Annotated in this window: 14 protein-coding genes; 3 read left to right on the top strand and 11 right to left on the bottom strand. The window is 49.9% G+C overall.

The window, feature by feature from the left end:
* Window positions 1-66 precede the first annotated feature (66 nt).
* From QVE43_RS08700 to QVE43_RS12585, 6 genes are all read right to left on the bottom strand, one after another.
* A complete protein-coding gene (locus tag QVE43_RS08700) occupies window positions 67-639 on the bottom strand; it encodes a histidine phosphatase family protein (RefSeq protein WP_051633360.1) in 573 nt (190 codons plus the stop codon).
* Window positions 636-1,970: an aspartate kinase gene (locus QVE43_RS08695; protein WP_288006144.1), complete on the bottom strand. Its 1,335-nt coding sequence runs from the start codon at window positions 1,968-1,970 to the stop codon at window positions 636-638. Before QVE43_RS08695 ends, QVE43_RS08700 begins: the two co-directional genes overlap by 4 nt.
* A gap of 50 nt (window positions 1,971-2,020) precedes the next feature.
* Window positions 2,021-2,506 carry a 6,7-dimethyl-8-ribityllumazine synthase gene (ribH, locus tag QVE43_RS08690; RefSeq protein WP_288006142.1) on the bottom strand — a complete coding sequence of 162 codons (486 nt, stop codon included), beginning with the start codon at window positions 2,504-2,506 and terminating at the stop codon, window positions 2,021-2,023.
* A 91-nt stretch (window positions 2,507-2,597) separates the two neighbouring features.
* Window positions 2,598-3,326, bottom strand: coding sequence for a tol-pal system YbgF family protein (locus tag QVE43_RS08685; RefSeq protein ID WP_288006140.1), 729 nt, complete (start codon window positions 3,324-3,326; stop codon window positions 2,598-2,600).
* 153 nt (window positions 3,327-3,479) lie between these two features.
* Window positions 3,480-3,623: a DUF5684 domain-containing protein gene (locus QVE43_RS12590; RefSeq protein WP_374758343.1), complete on the bottom strand. Its 144-nt coding sequence runs from the start codon at window positions 3,621-3,623 to the stop codon at window positions 3,480-3,482.
* Complete coding sequence (locus tag QVE43_RS12585) at window positions 3,613-3,696, bottom strand: hypothetical protein (protein WP_374758347.1); 84 nt, start codon at window positions 3,694-3,696, stop codon at window positions 3,613-3,615. Before QVE43_RS12585 ends, QVE43_RS12590 begins: the two co-directional genes overlap by 11 nt.
* Before the next feature lie 140 nt (window positions 3,697-3,836).
* Here QVE43_RS12585 and QVE43_RS08680 point away from each other — a divergent pair, with 140 nt between their 5' ends.
* Window positions 3,837-4,289, top strand: coding sequence for a DUF2752 domain-containing protein (locus QVE43_RS08680; RefSeq protein WP_288006138.1), 453 nt, complete (start codon window positions 3,837-3,839; stop codon window positions 4,287-4,289).
* On the opposite strand, the gene QVE43_RS08675 is transcribed toward QVE43_RS08680, so the two are convergent.
* From QVE43_RS08675 to ileS, 4 genes are all read right to left on the bottom strand, one after another.
* Entirely contained in the window at window positions 4,286-5,323 is a 1,038-nt protein-coding gene (locus tag QVE43_RS08675) for a DUF6588 family protein (protein WP_288006136.1), read from the bottom strand. The two genes, QVE43_RS08680 and QVE43_RS08675, sit on opposite strands and share 4 nt — an antisense overlap.
* Window positions 5,324-5,327: 4 nt before the next feature.
* Window positions 5,328-6,131 carry an N-acetylmuramic acid 6-phosphate etherase gene (gene murQ, locus QVE43_RS08670; protein ID WP_288006134.1) on the bottom strand — a complete coding sequence of 268 codons (804 nt, stop codon included), beginning with the start codon at window positions 6,129-6,131 and terminating at the stop codon, window positions 5,328-5,330.
* 14 nt (window positions 6,132-6,145) lie between these two features.
* Window positions 6,146-6,991 (bottom strand): N-acetylglucosamine kinase, encoded by an 846-nt coding sequence (locus tag QVE43_RS08665; protein ID WP_288006133.1) that lies wholly within the window; start codon window positions 6,989-6,991, stop codon window positions 6,146-6,148.
* A 200-nt stretch (window positions 6,992-7,191) separates the two neighbouring features.
* Complete coding sequence (gene ileS, locus QVE43_RS08660) at window positions 7,192-10,605, bottom strand: isoleucine--tRNA ligase (RefSeq protein WP_288006132.1); 3,414 nt, start codon at window positions 10,603-10,605, stop codon at window positions 7,192-7,194.
* A gap of 403 nt (window positions 10,606-11,008) precedes the next feature.
* On the opposite strand from ileS, the gene QVE43_RS08655 reads away from it, so the two are divergent.
* Complete coding sequence (locus tag QVE43_RS08655; RefSeq protein ID WP_288006130.1) at window positions 11,009-12,163, top strand: acyl-CoA dehydrogenase; 1,155 nt, start codon at window positions 11,009-11,011, stop codon at window positions 12,161-12,163.
* Window positions 12,164-12,254: 91 nt separating this feature from the next.
* On the opposite strand, the gene QVE43_RS08650 is transcribed toward QVE43_RS08655, so the two are convergent.
* Window positions 12,255-13,016, bottom strand: coding sequence for a hypothetical protein (locus QVE43_RS08650; protein WP_288006127.1), 762 nt, complete (start codon window positions 13,014-13,016; stop codon window positions 12,255-12,257).
* Between the two features lie 152 nt (window positions 13,017-13,168).
* Here QVE43_RS08650 and QVE43_RS08645 point away from each other — a divergent pair, with 152 nt between their 5' ends.
* Window positions 13,169-14,158 carry an aspartate-semialdehyde dehydrogenase gene (locus tag QVE43_RS08645; RefSeq protein WP_288006124.1) on the top strand — a complete coding sequence of 330 codons (990 nt, stop codon included), beginning with the start codon at window positions 13,169-13,171 and terminating at the stop codon, window positions 14,156-14,158.
* The last annotated feature ends 521 nt before the right edge of the window (window positions 14,159-14,679 follow it).

Genomic DNA, 14,679 nt, shown 5'->3' with positions numbered 1-14,679 from the left:
TAAGGTGAAACATAGGCTTTGGTCAAAAGTAAAGCAATGCTTTCATATTTACAAGGTAGCTAAGCGCTACACAGGCGGATTCCAGCAGTCAAGAAACCAGTAGCCGTCTTTGTACTCGAAAACAGCCAAAGCAGGCGTTTGCAAGTTGGTAAAGAAGGTGATAGGCAAAGGTATGTTCACCAGCAGATGAAGCAGGGCACGCATGCAGCCGGCATGAGTCACCCAAGCCACGGTCTCTTGTTCCAACTCCAAGGTGTAGTCTATGGCCGTGCGCAAGCGCTCACATAATTGTTTGTAGCTTTCGCCACCGGGCGGTTGCCGGTGCACATAGTCCTGCATCCATGCCTGCAGCGCTTCTTCGGGTATTTCGTTCCAAGGCACCCCCTCCCACTCGCCAAAGGAAAGCTCCTTCAAAGCGGGTATTGCCATTTTTTGACGGGCAGGCAAACGCTCTGCCAAACGGGCACAACGCTCCAGCGGACTGTAAAGCAGGGCATCGAAGTGGCCGGGCAGATAAGTCTGCAGCTTTGCCAGCTCTTTTTCGAAAAGAGCCTCCTTCAAGGGCACTTCTTTTTGCCCATAACACAACGCTCCGTAGGCTTCTTCAATGCTTGTATGGCGCAGGCAGTAGAGTTTCATGAGCGTGCCGGTTCGGCTTTAAACAGGTGTTCATTCAATGCCAGCAAAGCTTCTTTTTTGTAGCGCGTATCGAGCAGCAGAGAAATGTTGTGTGGGCTGCCACCATAGGAAATCATACGCAAAGGGATGTTGCGCAAGGCTTCGAAGATGCCAACCCCCACGCCCGGCTTGTCGGCAACGAAGTTGCCCACAATGCAAACGATGGTCTGCTCCTTATCTACTTCCACATGCCCAAAGGCTTGCAGCTCTTTCACTATCTCATCCAGGTGTGTGTCATCATCGATGGTCAGCGATACGGCCACCTCCGAAGTCGTAATCATATCGATGGGGGTGCGGTAACGCTCGAAGACCTCGAACACACGACGCAAGAAACCATAAGCCAGCAGCATGCGGCTCGATTTGATTTTAATGGCGGTGATGCCATCTTTAGCCGCAATGGCTTTGATGTCGCGCTCTACGGACTCGTCGGTGATGAGGGTGCCGGGGGCTTGCGGTTCCATGGTATTGAGCAGGCGCACCGGGATTTTATATTTTTGCGCCGGTAAGATGCTGGCGGGGTGTAGTATTTTGGCGCCAAAATAAGCCAGCTCGGCTGCTTCGTCGAAAGAGAGTTTGCGCAGCGGAAAAGTATCGGGCACAATGCGCGGGTCGTTGTTGTGCATGCCGTCAATGTCGGTCCATATTTGCACTTCTTCTGCACCTATGGCTGCGCCTACTAAGGAAGCGGTATAATCGCTGCCGCCACGCCGCAGGTTGTCTATTTGGTCCTTGGCATTGCGGCAAATATATCCTTGCGTAATATACACCTCTGCCGGATGGGCTTCGAGCTGCCCAAGCAGCTCACGGCGAATGTAGTTGATATCGGGTTCGTTGTGCTCGTCGGTACGCATAAAAGAAAGCGCCGAAAGCAGGCGGCTGTCCCAATTCAGCGTGCGGGTATAAAAGTAAAACAAGTGCGTAGAGAGCAATTCGCCTTGCGCAAGCAATATTTTCTCCAGCTCAATGCTCCAAGGCATGGCAAAGGATGAGGTAAGCAGTTGGATGGTATCGGCAATGTAAGTTAGGGCTTCTTGCAAAAGTGCCGGACTTTCGGCAAGCAACGATTCAGCTGCCTGACGGTGCTTCTGCTCAATATCGGCTACCGCCTGACGTGCAAGCCCCAAATGACCGGCTTTCAGGGCATTACTCAAATCAACCAAGCGGTTGGTTACTCCCGACATAGCCGAGAGCACTATCATCAGTGGTTTTTGCTCTTGGGCAATGATAGAAGCCACCGAGCGCATGCGTTCGGCACTGCCCACAGAGGTGCCTCCAAACTTCAGTACTTTCATAGCTGTATGTTTTTTACTGTGGAAAAATCGGCGGTAATATGAAGAAAAGGCTAAACAGCATCAAATCCCAACATTTTAATGGCTGTGATGGCTGCTTCGTCGCCTTTGTTACCGTGCTTTCCGCCGGCACGATCCAAAGCCTGTTGCAAAGTATCGGGGGTGAGCACCCCAAACACCACCGGCTTATTCCATTTCAAGCCTACTTCGGTCAAACCAATGGCGACGGCTTGCGCAATAAAATCGAAATGACGGGTTTCGCCCTGAATGATGCATCCTAAACATATGACGGCATCGATGTCGGGGCGTTGTGCCATCCACTGTGCCCCCAAGCTCAGCTCGTAGCTACCCGGCACGGTCTTCACCACAATGTTCTCTTCTTTGGCTCCATGCTTCAGAAGTGTTTGATAGGTCCCCTCCAGCAGTTTGCCTGTTACCTGTTCGTTCCACTCGGCCACCACAATGGCAAAGCGTTTACCACTGATGTCGCCTATGTTTTTTTGTGAATAGTCGCTTAGATTTTTGAGTTGGGTTGCCATAGATTTTGCTCTATTTGAGTGAATCAACAAAAAATGGGTAGAGTTTGAGAGCTCTACCCATCTGTATGTTTTTGAAGTATTGAATGCGTGCTTAATTAGACGGTGTAGAGCTCAACTGCTCCGCACGCGCCTTGTACTTCTTGGCTTCGTTTACCACTTGTGCATTGGGGAAACGCTTCAGAATCACATCGTAGGTTTCCACTGCCTCTGCCCACTTGCCCATCTGCTCGTAAGCCAAAGCCTGTTTCATCAAGTAAACGGGTGTAAAATAAGGGTTGGGTTTGTGCTTAGCTGCTTTTTCGTAGGCAGCCACAGCCTCCTCCCATTGCTTCAGCTCGGCGTGGGCATCGCCCAAAAGTGCATAGGCACGCGCCTGTACTAAGGCATCTTTTGCTTTGAATTGTTTGAGCTCGGCAATGGCTTGTTCATAGTTGCCTTCTTTCAGATAAGCCACACCGGCATAGAAGTGAGCAGCATCCTCTACTTCTGCCATCGGATACTCCTCGGCTACTTGCAGGGCACCCAAATAGTTGCCATTGCCTTCAAGCACCAGTTTGGTGGAATCCAAGGCAAAAAAGGTTTCAGCAGCAAACAATTCGTTCAATGCCTCTTCCTGCTGCGTGCTTTTCATATAACGATAAGCCATGAAGGCACCTACCACCGCCACCAGAGCCACCAGCCCGATGGTCAGGCGCTGACGGTTCCTCTTTAAGAAATCGGTGGTTTCGTTCAATACCACCTCCGGGTTTTCCACCAATGCTTCTGCCAAAGATTCGTTTGCTTTGGGCGTTTCTTTGTCTTTATTTGATGTTTTTGCCATTGTACCCAATTTTAGACTGCCAAATTTAGAACAATCTTTTGATTCGCACAACTTTCTGCTAAGTAGTTTTTGCATGACCAAACAAAAAGGAAGAGGAAGCGGGCTGCTTCCTCTTTTGCTATTTTTGTAATATTGGCGGTTTGTTTCTACAACCTATGCTTGCCGGGCAGCTGTCGATGATCCCTCATACTCGGCATCACCAAAAGCGAGCATGGGCAGAAATACAAATGGCACCAAAAGCATACCAATTCCAAAGCCGGTACCTTTACCAAAACTTTTGGCTAAATCAATGTACACAATGAATGATTATAACTACGATGTTTGCAAGTGGAATGATAAACAGAACAATCCACCAAAGGGGGCGCCCCACTATTTTCAGTAATTTTATGAGGTTGTAGATAGGGATAAGGCTTGCCCATCCTTTGTGAAAAACTTCCAAATGCTCGCTGTCATTAAGATATTATCTACAAATAACTTCTTGATAAAAAGTAAAAACCAAAAGCATGCCAAATGCATAAACAAACACCTGCCGATATCAGAAATAAACTGCAAGTTCAGAAAAAAAAGCGCTTTTATGCCTTTACAAGCTTGCTTGTGCTTGCAGCTTATGCCTGGATAAGCTGGCATTTATACGCTGGTCATCAGGCTGCCAAGCTGGGCGTTTGCTGGAGTAAAAACCTGTTAGGAATAGCCTGTCCCGGCTGTGGCACTACACGGGGCATGTTGGCTGCCCTGCAAGGATACTGGCAGCGGGCACTATACTATAATCCTCTGAGCTTTCCGGCGCTTATGGCATTGGCTTTGCTCCCTTTCTTTTTGCTTTACGACCTGATCAAAAAGAAAACACTCACCTATAGCCTTTATCTACTGGCAGAGCGGTGGCTCCGGCGGCCGGCTGTGCTTTTGCCTTTGGCTGTGCTTATCGTGCTCAACTGGCTATGGAATATTCAAAAAGAGATTTAGGGGTTGTTGTTGCCAAAACCAATGGTGACACTCAAAGTACTGTATTGGCTTAACACGGCACTGACTGCCAAAAAGTTCTTTTTCATGCGCAACTTGGCACCTATGTTAGCAGCTATGCGTTGCCCTTCATAAGTTTGATCTATGGGATTGGTGATGATTTCCTCTCCCACCTTATAGGTGCCTTCCAGGCGGTTGGTGGCGATGCTCTTATCATACTGCATGCCCCCAAACAAAGTCAGAAAAGCAATTTTTTTAGAAGCAGCCACCCCCACACTATAAGCCGTTACGCCATAGCGCAGCAACTGATCACGGGGATCGCCGGCACCCAAGGAACGAAGCTCCAAAGGATAGGAAAAGTTGGCTTGTGAGTAGCTCCCCCACACCGACAGACTGAAAGGAGCCAAAGCAATAGAAGGAATCCACTGCTTCAAGTCATGCATGAGGCTTACCCCCCAGTAGCTCATTTGAATGTTGTCGGGTATGTCGCTGACAAAGGGACTCACCAAAGGTGCCACATTGGGCAAAAAACGAATGCTCAGCTCCGTATTGCGGAACAAACCAATGCTAAATTGAGGATATACCGCGGGAAAGAAGGCATATTGTTTATAAATAAGCCCCAAACCTTGCGGTAAAAACACCAGGCTGTCGTTTAAGCGGTTGCGCAAAACGGACAAGTCGCCACGCTCCCCGATGGCTGTTGGGGCAGAGCTGTCGCCCGCTATGACAATGCCATTTTCAAGCCTTAGGTCAATCAGGTTGTAGCGCTGCTCATAAGCCGGATACACCACCGACGATTGCACAAAGCGAAAGTTATTTTGCCATCGTTTCAAGGGCTGGGCAGTTTCATGCCAACCGTCACTCATGGCAAAGCCAATGGTTCTGCCCAGAGGTGCATTGTAGGCTTCCATAATTTTTTGGGCGTCATTCAAACCAAGGCTTAGCACCTGTTCAATGCGCTCCTGTTGTGCTTGCAGCGGAAAGAGAGCGCCCAAGCAACAAAAAAACAGTATGGCGAAGCAGATATTTTTTTTCATGGGGCTATTCGTTAAAGCTTTCAATCACCTTGCGGACACTACCGTACTGCTCGAGCAAATTTCTTGCCTCGGTGTAAGAAAGCCCCAATTCTTCCATAATAATTTTACAACCTCTGTCAATAAGTTTGGTATTGGCCAACTGCATATCTACCATTTTGTTGCCGCGCACATGCCCCAGCTGAATCATCACGGTTGTCGATATCATGTTGAGTACCAACTTCTGCGCGGTGCCGGCTTTAAGGCGCGTGCTACCCGTCACAAATTCCGGTCCTACGATGACCTCGATAGGAAAATCAGCCACCTTTGCCAAGGCAGTATCGGGATTGCAGGTAATACAGCCCGTCACTACGCCATTTTTTTGCGCATCGCGCAACCCACCCACCACATAGGGCGTGCGCCCCGATGCACTCAAACCCACCACCACATCGCGGGGCGATACGTCATAAGCTTGCAGGTCTTTCCATGCCTGTTGCTCGTCGTCCTCGGCAAATTCCACTGCTTTGCGAATGGCTTGGTCGCCTCCGGCAATGATGCCAATCACCATGTCGTGAGGTACGCCAAAGGTGGGCGGACATTCCGAGGCATCGACAATGCCCAGGCGCCCACTGGTGCCGGCACCAATATAAAACAGGCGCCCGCCTGCTTTCATTTTCTCTACAATGGCTTTCACAAGGGCTTCTATTTGGGGAATGGCTTTGGCTACTGCCAGGGGCACGGTTTGGTCCTCGCGGTTCATGCCCTCGAGCAATTGCCTGATGCTCATTTGCTCGAGATGATCGTAATGTGAAGGCGACTCTGTTATGCTCATATGAGTCTTTTTGCTTAAATGACTTTATGATATTTCAACAAACCGGGCAAGGGGCTTTGCTCTATACGCTGCACCTGTACATCGAAGTTTTGCGCCACTGCCAACAACAGCTCTTGAAAATGATAAGCTACCGAGCCCGTAAAGGCTGCCGGATACAAGTAGTACCCTTCTATTTTACAAAGATAACGTTCAAAGAACAACTCAAACGCATGGCGCACAAAGCCGGCCACCCATTCATTGGACAAGTGCTCTTTGATGAAAGGCACAAATTGCGCAAAGTAGCGGTTGGGATGGGCTTCGTGATAAGCTGCCCGCAACACGTCCTCTATGGAAAGATGGTAACGCATGCGAAAAGCCTCTTGCAAAGTTGGCGGCAGCAAGGCGTGTAAATAAGCTTTCACCCACTCTCTGCCCAAATAGGCGCCACTTCCCTCATCGCCCAACCAAAAGCCCAAACTGGGCGGATTACTGACGACGGTTTTCCCGTCATACAGACACACATTGGCACCGGTGCCCAAAATAGCCGCTATGCCCTGCTGGTCTTGCCAAAGCGCCCGCGCTGCGCCCAACATATCGTGCTCTATTTCTAAGCGTGCATGCGGAAAACAGGTCTTGAGTGCGGCAGCTACTATTTGTTTTTTTTCTTCACTGCTGCACCCGGCACCGTAGAAAAAGACGGCTTCCGGGGCGGCATGTGCTTGCATGGCCGGCAGAAGAGTCCGGTGTAAAACATGCAGCATGTCGGCGCTTCCCATGTAAAAGGGATGCAAGCCGGGGGTTTGAAGCTCAAGGCGTCCGGTGTGGCTCACATATACCCACGAAGTTTTTGTACCGCCGCTGTCTGCAATCAGTATCGCCATATTGAAATTGAGTTTGAAAGCAAGCTACAAAGGGGCATGCAGTCCGGTAATGCGATTTTTCAAAAATACGCTTTTGTGTTGTTTTTCACGCAGCCGGTCAAAGAAGATAAGTCACAAAAAACCAAACGGGCTTTAAGCATGCAAAAAGGGCACGGCCGGTGCCATGCCCCTTTGCTGTGTGTCTGTTGAGTGGCGGTGCCCTATGCCTTCATGGCTTCGGCAAGCGAAACAGCCACGCGCAGCTCGCGCCCATCCAAGTCGAAGACATGCGCTTCGGGCAGTTCGTCCACAAGCTCAAGTTGCAAGGCTTGGGTTTCTTGCATGATGTAGGGCTTGTGTGTTTCTATAGCCCGGTTGAATAACTCATCCAGTCTTTGTATGTGGATGGCTATTTTGTCCTGTACTTCAAACTGCAAATCCTTACGCAGGTTCTGAATACGATTCACCACATCGCGGGCGATGCCTTCCATCAGCAGGGCATCGTCGAGGCGGGTATCCAGTGCCACCGTCAAGCCCCGTTCCGAAGCCACCGACCAACCTTCAATGTCTTTCGATTCAATGATGACGTCTTCCTGCGTCAGGGTGATGGTTTGACCTTCTACTTCAATGTCATAGGAAGCATGCTGCTCCAAAGCCCGGATTTCGTCGGCACCAAATTGCTGAATGGCTGCCGCGATTGGCTTCACCAGCTGCTTGTAGGTTTGTCCCAAGCGACGGAAATTGGGCTTGGCTGTTTTCACCAAAATGCCCGATGAGTCATCTACAAACTCAATGGCTTTTACGTTTACTTCTGCCTTGATAATGTCGGCTACTTCTTCTATCTGACGGCGCATGGTGTCGTTCAGAACCGGAATCAGAATGCGGTGCAGCGGCTGGCGCACTTTGATTTTTTCGCGCTTGCGCAAGGCGTGCGTAAGCGATGAAATGCGTTGCGCCAAATCCATTTTTTCTTCCAGGTCGCGGTCTATGTGGGCCGCTTCCACCTGCGGGAAGTCTGTCAAGTGCACCGATTCGAAAGGCTCCTTGCCGGTGGTGTCGTTCAGGTCCTTGTAAAGGCGCTCGGCATAGAATGGTGCAAAAGGCGATGCCAGCTTGGCAACGGTTACCAGGCACTCGTACAACGTCTGATAAGCGGCTATTTTATCCTGATTGTACTCGCCTTTCCAGAAGCGCTTGCGGTTCAAGCGCACATACCAGTTGCTAAGGTCTTCCACCACAAAATGCTGAATGGCACGGGTTGCCTTGGTGGGCTCGTAGTCTTCCATGGCTTGCTCCACCGTGCTTATGAGCGTATTGAGGCGCGAAATAATCCAGCGGTCGCTTTCGGGACGCTGCGGCACCGGAATGGTCGCCTCTTTGTATGCAAAACCATCGAGGTTGGCATACAAGGCAAAAAAGCTGTAGGTATTGTAAAGCGTACCGAAGAACTTGCGTTTTACTTCATCCACACCGGCAAGGTCGAAACGCAGGTTTTCCCAGGGGGCGGCGTTGCTGACCATGTACCAGCGCGTGGCGTCTGCCCCGTAGGTACCGATGGTTTCGAAGGGGTCAATGACGTTGCCCTTCGATTTCGACATTTTATCGCCGTTTTTGTCGAGTACCAAGCCGGTAGATACCACATTCTTAAAGGCAACGCTATCGAAAAGCATCACCGCCAGGGCATGCAGGGTAAAGAACCATCCACGGGTTTGGTCCACACCTTCGCTGATGAAATCGGCGGGGAAAGAGCGTTTGAATTCTTCTTGATTTTCGAAAGGATAATGCCACTGCGCATAAGGCATGGCACCGGAATCGAACCATACGTCTATCAGGTCGGGCTCGCGGTGCATGGGTTTTCCACTGTCCGATACCAGCACAATCTCATCGACATAGGGGCGGTGCAGGTCGGGCAGGTCGGTGGATTGCTGCAAGCCCAAACGTTCGTTGGCTTTTTGTATTTCGGCGCGCAGCTCTTCGAGCGAACCAATACATTTTTCTTCGCTGCCGTCTTCGGTACGCCATACGGGCAAAGGGGTGCCCCAATAGCGCGAGCGCGACAGGTTCCAATCGACCAGGTTTTCGAGCCAGTTGCCAAAGCGTCCTTCACCGGTAGATGCCGGTTTCCAGTTGATGGTTTTGTTTAACTCTACCATCCTGTCTTTCAGGGCAGTGGTGCGTATAAACCAAGAATCTAAGGGGTAATACAAGACGGGCTTACCTGTGCGCCAGCAATGTGGATAGCTGTGCACGTATTTTTCCACTTTGAATGCCTTGTTCTCTTCTTTCAGAATGATGGCCAAAATAACATCGGTGCTTTTGTAGTCGGGCTGTGACTCGTCTTCATCCAGGTAATTTTTCACATAGAAGTCGTCGGGGGTGAACTCCTTATGTGCCCGGATGCCCAACTCCTTCATTTTTTTGAGTAATGCTTCGCCAATAGGACGAATGAACTTCCCTTCTTTATCTACGGTGGGCATGAGGGTGCCGTCTTCGCCTTCGACCAACATGGCAGGCACGCCGTTTTGTTTGGCTACGCGGGCGTCGTCTGCCCCAAAAGTAGGCGATATGTGCACGATACCGGTACCGTCTTCGGTGCTTACGAAGTCGCCAATAATGACGCGGAAAGCTTTTTCTTCCCATTCTTCTTTTTGCAAGAAAGGCAAGAGCTGCTCATAGCGTATGCCGGCCAGGTCCTTGCCTTTCCATTGCCCGGCTATTTCATAAGGAATCAGCTTGTCGCCCGCTTGGTAATCGCTTAGTGCCAAACCTTCGGCTTTTTTCGAGAAATAGGCAGGCAAGCGGTCTTTTGCCAAGATAACAGACACCGGGCGGTGGGTATAGGGGTTGAAAGTGCGCACCTTCACATAGTCAATATCTTCGCCTACGGCCAGTGCCATGTTCGAAGGCAGCGTCCAGGGGGTGGTGGTCCAAGCCAAGAAAAAGACTTCTTCCTGCTCATCGTCGAAAAGGAAAGCCGACTGCTCATTGCGCTTTACTTTAAACTGCGCCACCACCGAGGTATCGCTTACCTCTTTGTAGGTGCCGGGGTAGTTCAACTCATGCGAGCTAAGGCCTGTGCCGGCTGCCGGCGAGTAGGGCTGTATGGTATAGCCTTTGTAAAGCAGTCCCTTCTTGTAAAGCTCCTTGAGCAAAAACCACAGGGTTTCTATGTACTTGTTGTCGTAGGTGATATATGGGTTGTTCAAATCGACCCAGTAGCCCATCTCTTCGGTGAGGCGGTTCCACAGGTCGGTGTATTGCATCACGGTTTCACGGCAACGGCGGTTGTAGTCGGCAATGGATATTTTCTTGCCAATGTCTTCTTTCTTGATGCCCAGTTCTTTTTCTACCTGCAACTCTACGGGCAAGCCGTGTGTGTCCCATCCGGCCTTGCGCTTTACCTGAAAGCCTTTGAGTGTTTTATAACGGCAAAAAAGGTCTTTAATGGTGCGCGCCATCACGTGGTGAATGCCCGGCTTGCCATTGGCAGAGGGCGGCCCTTCATAAAACACAAACGAAGGTTTTCCTTCGCGTTGGTTTACGGACTTTTCAAAAGTGCCGTGCTCTTTCCAAAAAGATAAGATTTCACGGTTGACTTGGGCTAAGTCAAGCCCTTTATACTCCGGATATGACATAACTACAATGCTTTTTTATGTGAACGGATAAGACAAGAATCGATAACGGAATGTGCCGGCAAGTATGCGGATATGGCAGTGAGCAAGCCTAAGCAGTAGTGCAAAAGATGTGTTATGCATCCCCCCCAAGGGGGATAATCGCAAAAATAGAAGGCGGTATGTGTGTGCTCACAAACATTTGGTATCTGCATGAATGACAGGCTTTGCAAAAAAACTAAATTCTGCGCAGTTGCGCAAATAGAATCAAAGGCAGAATGCAAGCATAAGCCCCTCTCCTGTGCCTTTTATAAACTCCAACATTTTGCTTTTGGATGATGAGAGAAAAACAAATTTTGCTTAACTTTGTTTTGTTTTAAAAAATCTAAAAATCTTCCTATTTTACACACCAAAGAACAACAAAGCTATGACCACCATAACCACCGAAAGAGAGGGGTTACTCAAAGAAATAGCCGAGAGCGTGCGTGAATTTGCCGAGCGTCGCATCCGGCCCCATATCATGGAATGGGATGAAAGCCAGACTTTTCCCGTTGAGCTTTTTCGTGAGCTGGGCGAACTGGGTTTAATGGGCATTTTGGTACCGGAATCCTATGGCGGCGCAGGCCTGGGATACGATGCCTATGTAACGGCCATCATAGAGCTTGCCAAGGTAGATCCGTCCATTGCCTTGTCGGTAGCTGCCCACAATTCACTGTGTACCAACCATATTTTACAATTTGGCACGGAAGAGCAAAAACGGAAATACTTGCCCAAGCTGGCATCGGGCGAATGGGTAGGCGCTTGGGGACTGACCGAGCCCAACACCGGCTCTGATGCCGGCAATATGCGCACCACTGCGGTTCCCGATGGCGACTTTTATGTAATCAATGGCAGTAAAAACTTTATTACACACGGCATCAGCGGGCAGGTGGCTGTGGTCATGACACGCACGGGTGCGCCCAACACTTCGGGCAATGCCACGGCTTTCATAGTAGAGCGCGGCACACCGGGTTTTATGGGCGGCAAGAAAGAAAACAAGTTGGGCATGCGGGCTTCGGAAACGGCAGAACTTATTTTCGACAACTGCCGGGTGCCGAAAGAAAATATTTTGGGCAAAGTAGGCGACGGCTTCCGCCAAGCCTTGGCAATTCTCGACGGCGGACGCATCTCTATTGCCGCCCTTTCGGTAGGCATTGCCGAAGGGGCTTACGAAGCTGCCTTGCAGTATGCCAAAGAGCGTGAGCAGTTTGGGCAGCCCATCGCTAAGTTTCAAGCCATTGCTTTCAAACTGGCCGACATGGCCACAGAAATTGAGGCTGCCAAGCTGCTGACCTACCAAGCAGCGGCGCTCAAAGACCGGAAAATGCCTGTAACCAAGCAATCTGCCATGGCAAAATACTATGCATCGGAAGTGGCCGTGCGGGTTGCCAACGAGGCAGTGCAAATCTTTGGTGGCTATGGCTATGTGAAAGACTTTCCGGTAGAAAAGTTTTATCGCGATGCGAAGTTGTGCACCATTGGTGAAGGCACTTCGGAAATTCAAAAGCTGGTGATTTCACGTCAAATCATCGGACGGCTCTAAGTACTATTCATAGTGTAATACATACATCACTAACAGTCCGGAATATTTCCGGGCTGTTTTTCATTTGGTAGTGAGTAGTGAAGGCAATGACTTAGCGCGCATACACCGGCTCACTTACCGGTGGCAAAGGAAACAGCTTTAAGGCGGCTTCTTTTTTCAAGGGTACGCACAGCCCAAAACGGAATGTCAGCATGTTGTCATTACCGGTGCGCTCGCCCAACTGCCCGATGTTATCGAGGTAGTCGGTGGTGGGGTTCCACCAACTCAATTCGCTATGCACAGCCCAACCATTGTTGAAGAGGTAGCGCAAGCCAAAACCAAAAGGAAAAGCAACAGCCGTTGTACCATATTCTTCTCCGGGCAGGCGGGTATCGAGTTGATCTGCCAGGCTGTTCCCTTCCAAGTCGCGAGGGTCATAGCGCAGCAATCCTATTCCCAGCTGCAAATAAGCCTGAAAGTGCCTTTTGGCTATAAAGTTGAACAATATCCGGTACTGCAAACTTTGAAAAGCAGTTACAAAAGCATTCACGCTACGCACCGAAGGTTCGGTGCTTTGGTAAGCGTAATTTTCGCTGCGCATACTACCCACAAACAAATTCAATGAGCTGTTCCATCTCGTTTTTTTGGTAAAATGCACCGCCACAGCCACATGCGGCGACCAAAAGTCATAACGGCTGCTCAAATCACCCATATAAGCATTGCCCCCAATTCCCAGTTCCAACAGACGGGTATAGCGCTCGCTGCGTTCAATAAGATACTGCGCCCGTAGCGGCGTGACGAAGCAGAGTGCCCATATGCAGCACAGCCCCACTGCCCAAAAAGTTTGCTTACAGAAACCCGGTGTTTGTTTCATGTTTTTCAACTTGATGATTGAAAGATAATGAACTTTTGCCAATGAAAAACATACAGAAAGTAACAGAACTTCATTTCTTTGCGCTTTGCTTACAATCTATATCTTTGGCGGACGTTTAGTAAACATTCAACCATTCAAAAATGAAGAGTTCTATGAAAGTAGCAGTTGTAGGTGCTACCGGCTTGGTAGGCAGCACCATGCTCCGGGTGCTCGAAGAGCGCCACTTCCCCGTATCGAATTTATTGCCTGTGGCATCGCCCAAGTCGGTAGGGAAAAAAGTGAAGTTCAAGGGGCAAGAATACAGCGTAATAAGTATAGAAGATGCCATTGCTCAAAAGCCGGATATTGCTATTTTCTCTGCCGGCAGCAGCACTTCACTCGAATATGCCCCCCGCTTTGCGGAAGCAGGTACGTTTGTTATCGACAACTCTTCGGCCTGGCGCATGCACCCCGGCAAAAAGCTGGTTGTGCCCGAAATCAATGGGGATGTGCTGACAGCAGAAGATAAAATCATAGCCAACCCGAATTGTTCCACCATTCAAATGCTTGTGGCATTGCATCCGCTGCATCGCCGCTATCGTCTCAAGCGCATTGTGGTGGCTACCTATCAAGCCGTTACCGGCACCGGCAAAAAAGCCGTGGACCAGCTCATGGAAGAGCGCACCGGCAAAGAAGCTACCGAAAAGGCATACCCCTACCCTATTGATCTGAATGCACTGCCGCATATAGACGTGTTTCTGGAAAACGGCTACACCAAAGAGGAAATGAAGATGGTGAACGAGACCCGCAAAATCTTGCAAGACGACAGCATAGGTGTAACCGCCACGGCAGTGCGCATCCCGGTTATTGGCGGGCATTCGGAAGCCATCAATGCCGAATTTCATGAAGAATTTGAGCTTGAAGAAGTACGGCAACTGCTGCAAGAAGCCCCGGGCGTGGTCTTGCTCGATAATCCTGCCAAGCTCGAATACCCCATGCCGCTTTACGCCCAAAACCGGGATGAAGTGTTTGTAGGGCGCTTGCGCCGCGATGAGAGTCAGCCGCGCACGCTCAACCTGTGGGTTGTTGCCGATAACCTGCGCAAAGGGGCGGCTACCAACGCCGTGCAAATTGCAGAGTTGCTGGTAAAGAAGTTTTTCTAAGCAAAGCATTTGCTATAGTTGAGCGTAGCAAGCCGCGGGAAAAAAGCGGCCGGCTGCGCTTTTTTTATCTGCCCTTGGATACTCCGGACTTTTTGCTTTTTCATGCCCCTTTGTTGCTTTACCCTTTTTCCTTACCCTTTCGTTATCTTCCTTATCATTCCGGTTCTCCTTTGTCACTTCTATTCCCCTTGGTTATTTCGCCTCCCCCCTTTGTCATTTCGACTTCCCTCCTTGTCATTTCGAGCGTAAGCGAGAAATCTCTTTTTGCTTCCTGTGGCTTGGATTGATGAGATCTCTCACTCGCTGCGCTCGTTCGAGATGACAAGAAGCGTGGGGTGAGAGATAACATGCTCCGCTGCGCCCCGTTCGGAATGACAAGCCACGCTTCACACTGTCGAGGCGCTCCCTGTGTCATTTTGAGCGCCCCTTTTGTCATTTCGAGCGTAAGCGAGAAATCTCTTTTTGCTTCCTGTAGCTTGGCTTGATGAGATCTCTCACTCGCTGCGCTCGTTCGAGATGAC

Source organism: Thermonema sp., from assembly GCF_026003375.1.
Taxonomy (GTDB): Bacteria; Bacteroidota; Bacteroidia; order Cytophagales; family Thermonemataceae; genus Thermonema; species Thermonema rossianum.
Note: the sequence above shows the minus strand (reverse complement) of the source record. Positions and strands in the feature narration are given on the sequence as shown.

Excerpts from the sequence above, each read along its gene's own strand:
- QVE43_RS08680 (WP_288006138.1), top strand. The coding sequence starts at position 3,837 with ATGCATAAACAAACACCTGCCGATATCAGAAATAAACTGCAAGTTCAG.
- QVE43_RS08695 (WP_288006144.1), bottom strand. The coding sequence starts at position 1,970 with ATGAAAGTACTGAAGTTTGGAGGCACCTCTGTGGGCAGTGCCGAACGC.
- QVE43_RS08655 (WP_288006130.1), top strand. The coding sequence starts at position 11,009 with ATGACCACCATAACCACCGAAAGAGAGGGGTTACTCAAAGAAATAGCC.
- QVE43_RS08650 (WP_288006127.1), bottom strand. The coding sequence starts at position 13,016 with ATGAAACAAACACCGGGTTTCTGTAAGCAAACTTTTTGGGCAGTGGGG.
- ileS (WP_288006132.1), bottom strand. The coding sequence starts at position 10,605 with ATGTCATATCCGGAGTATAAAGGGCTTGACTTAGCCCAAGTCAACCGT.
- QVE43_RS08700 (WP_051633360.1), bottom strand. The coding sequence starts at position 639 with ATGAAACTCTACTGCCTGCGCCATACAAGCATTGAAGAAGCCTACGGA.
- QVE43_RS08665 (WP_288006133.1), bottom strand. The coding sequence starts at position 6,991 with ATGGCGATACTGATTGCAGACAGCGGCGGTACAAAAACTTCGTGGGTA.
- ribH (WP_288006142.1), bottom strand. The coding sequence starts at position 2,506 with ATGGCAACCCAACTCAAAAATCTAAGCGACTATTCACAAAAAAACATA.
- QVE43_RS08645 (WP_288006124.1), top strand. The coding sequence starts at position 13,169 with ATGAAAGTAGCAGTTGTAGGTGCTACCGGCTTGGTAGGCAGCACCATG.
- murQ (WP_288006134.1), bottom strand. The coding sequence starts at position 6,131 with ATGAGCATAACAGAGTCGCCTTCACATTACGATCATCTCGAGCAAATG.
- QVE43_RS08675 (WP_288006136.1), bottom strand. The coding sequence starts at position 5,323 with ATGAAAAAAAATATCTGCTTCGCCATACTGTTTTTTTGTTGCTTGGGC.
- QVE43_RS08685 (WP_288006140.1), bottom strand. The coding sequence starts at position 3,326 with ATGGCAAAAACATCAAATAAAGACAAAGAAACGCCCAAAGCAAACGAA.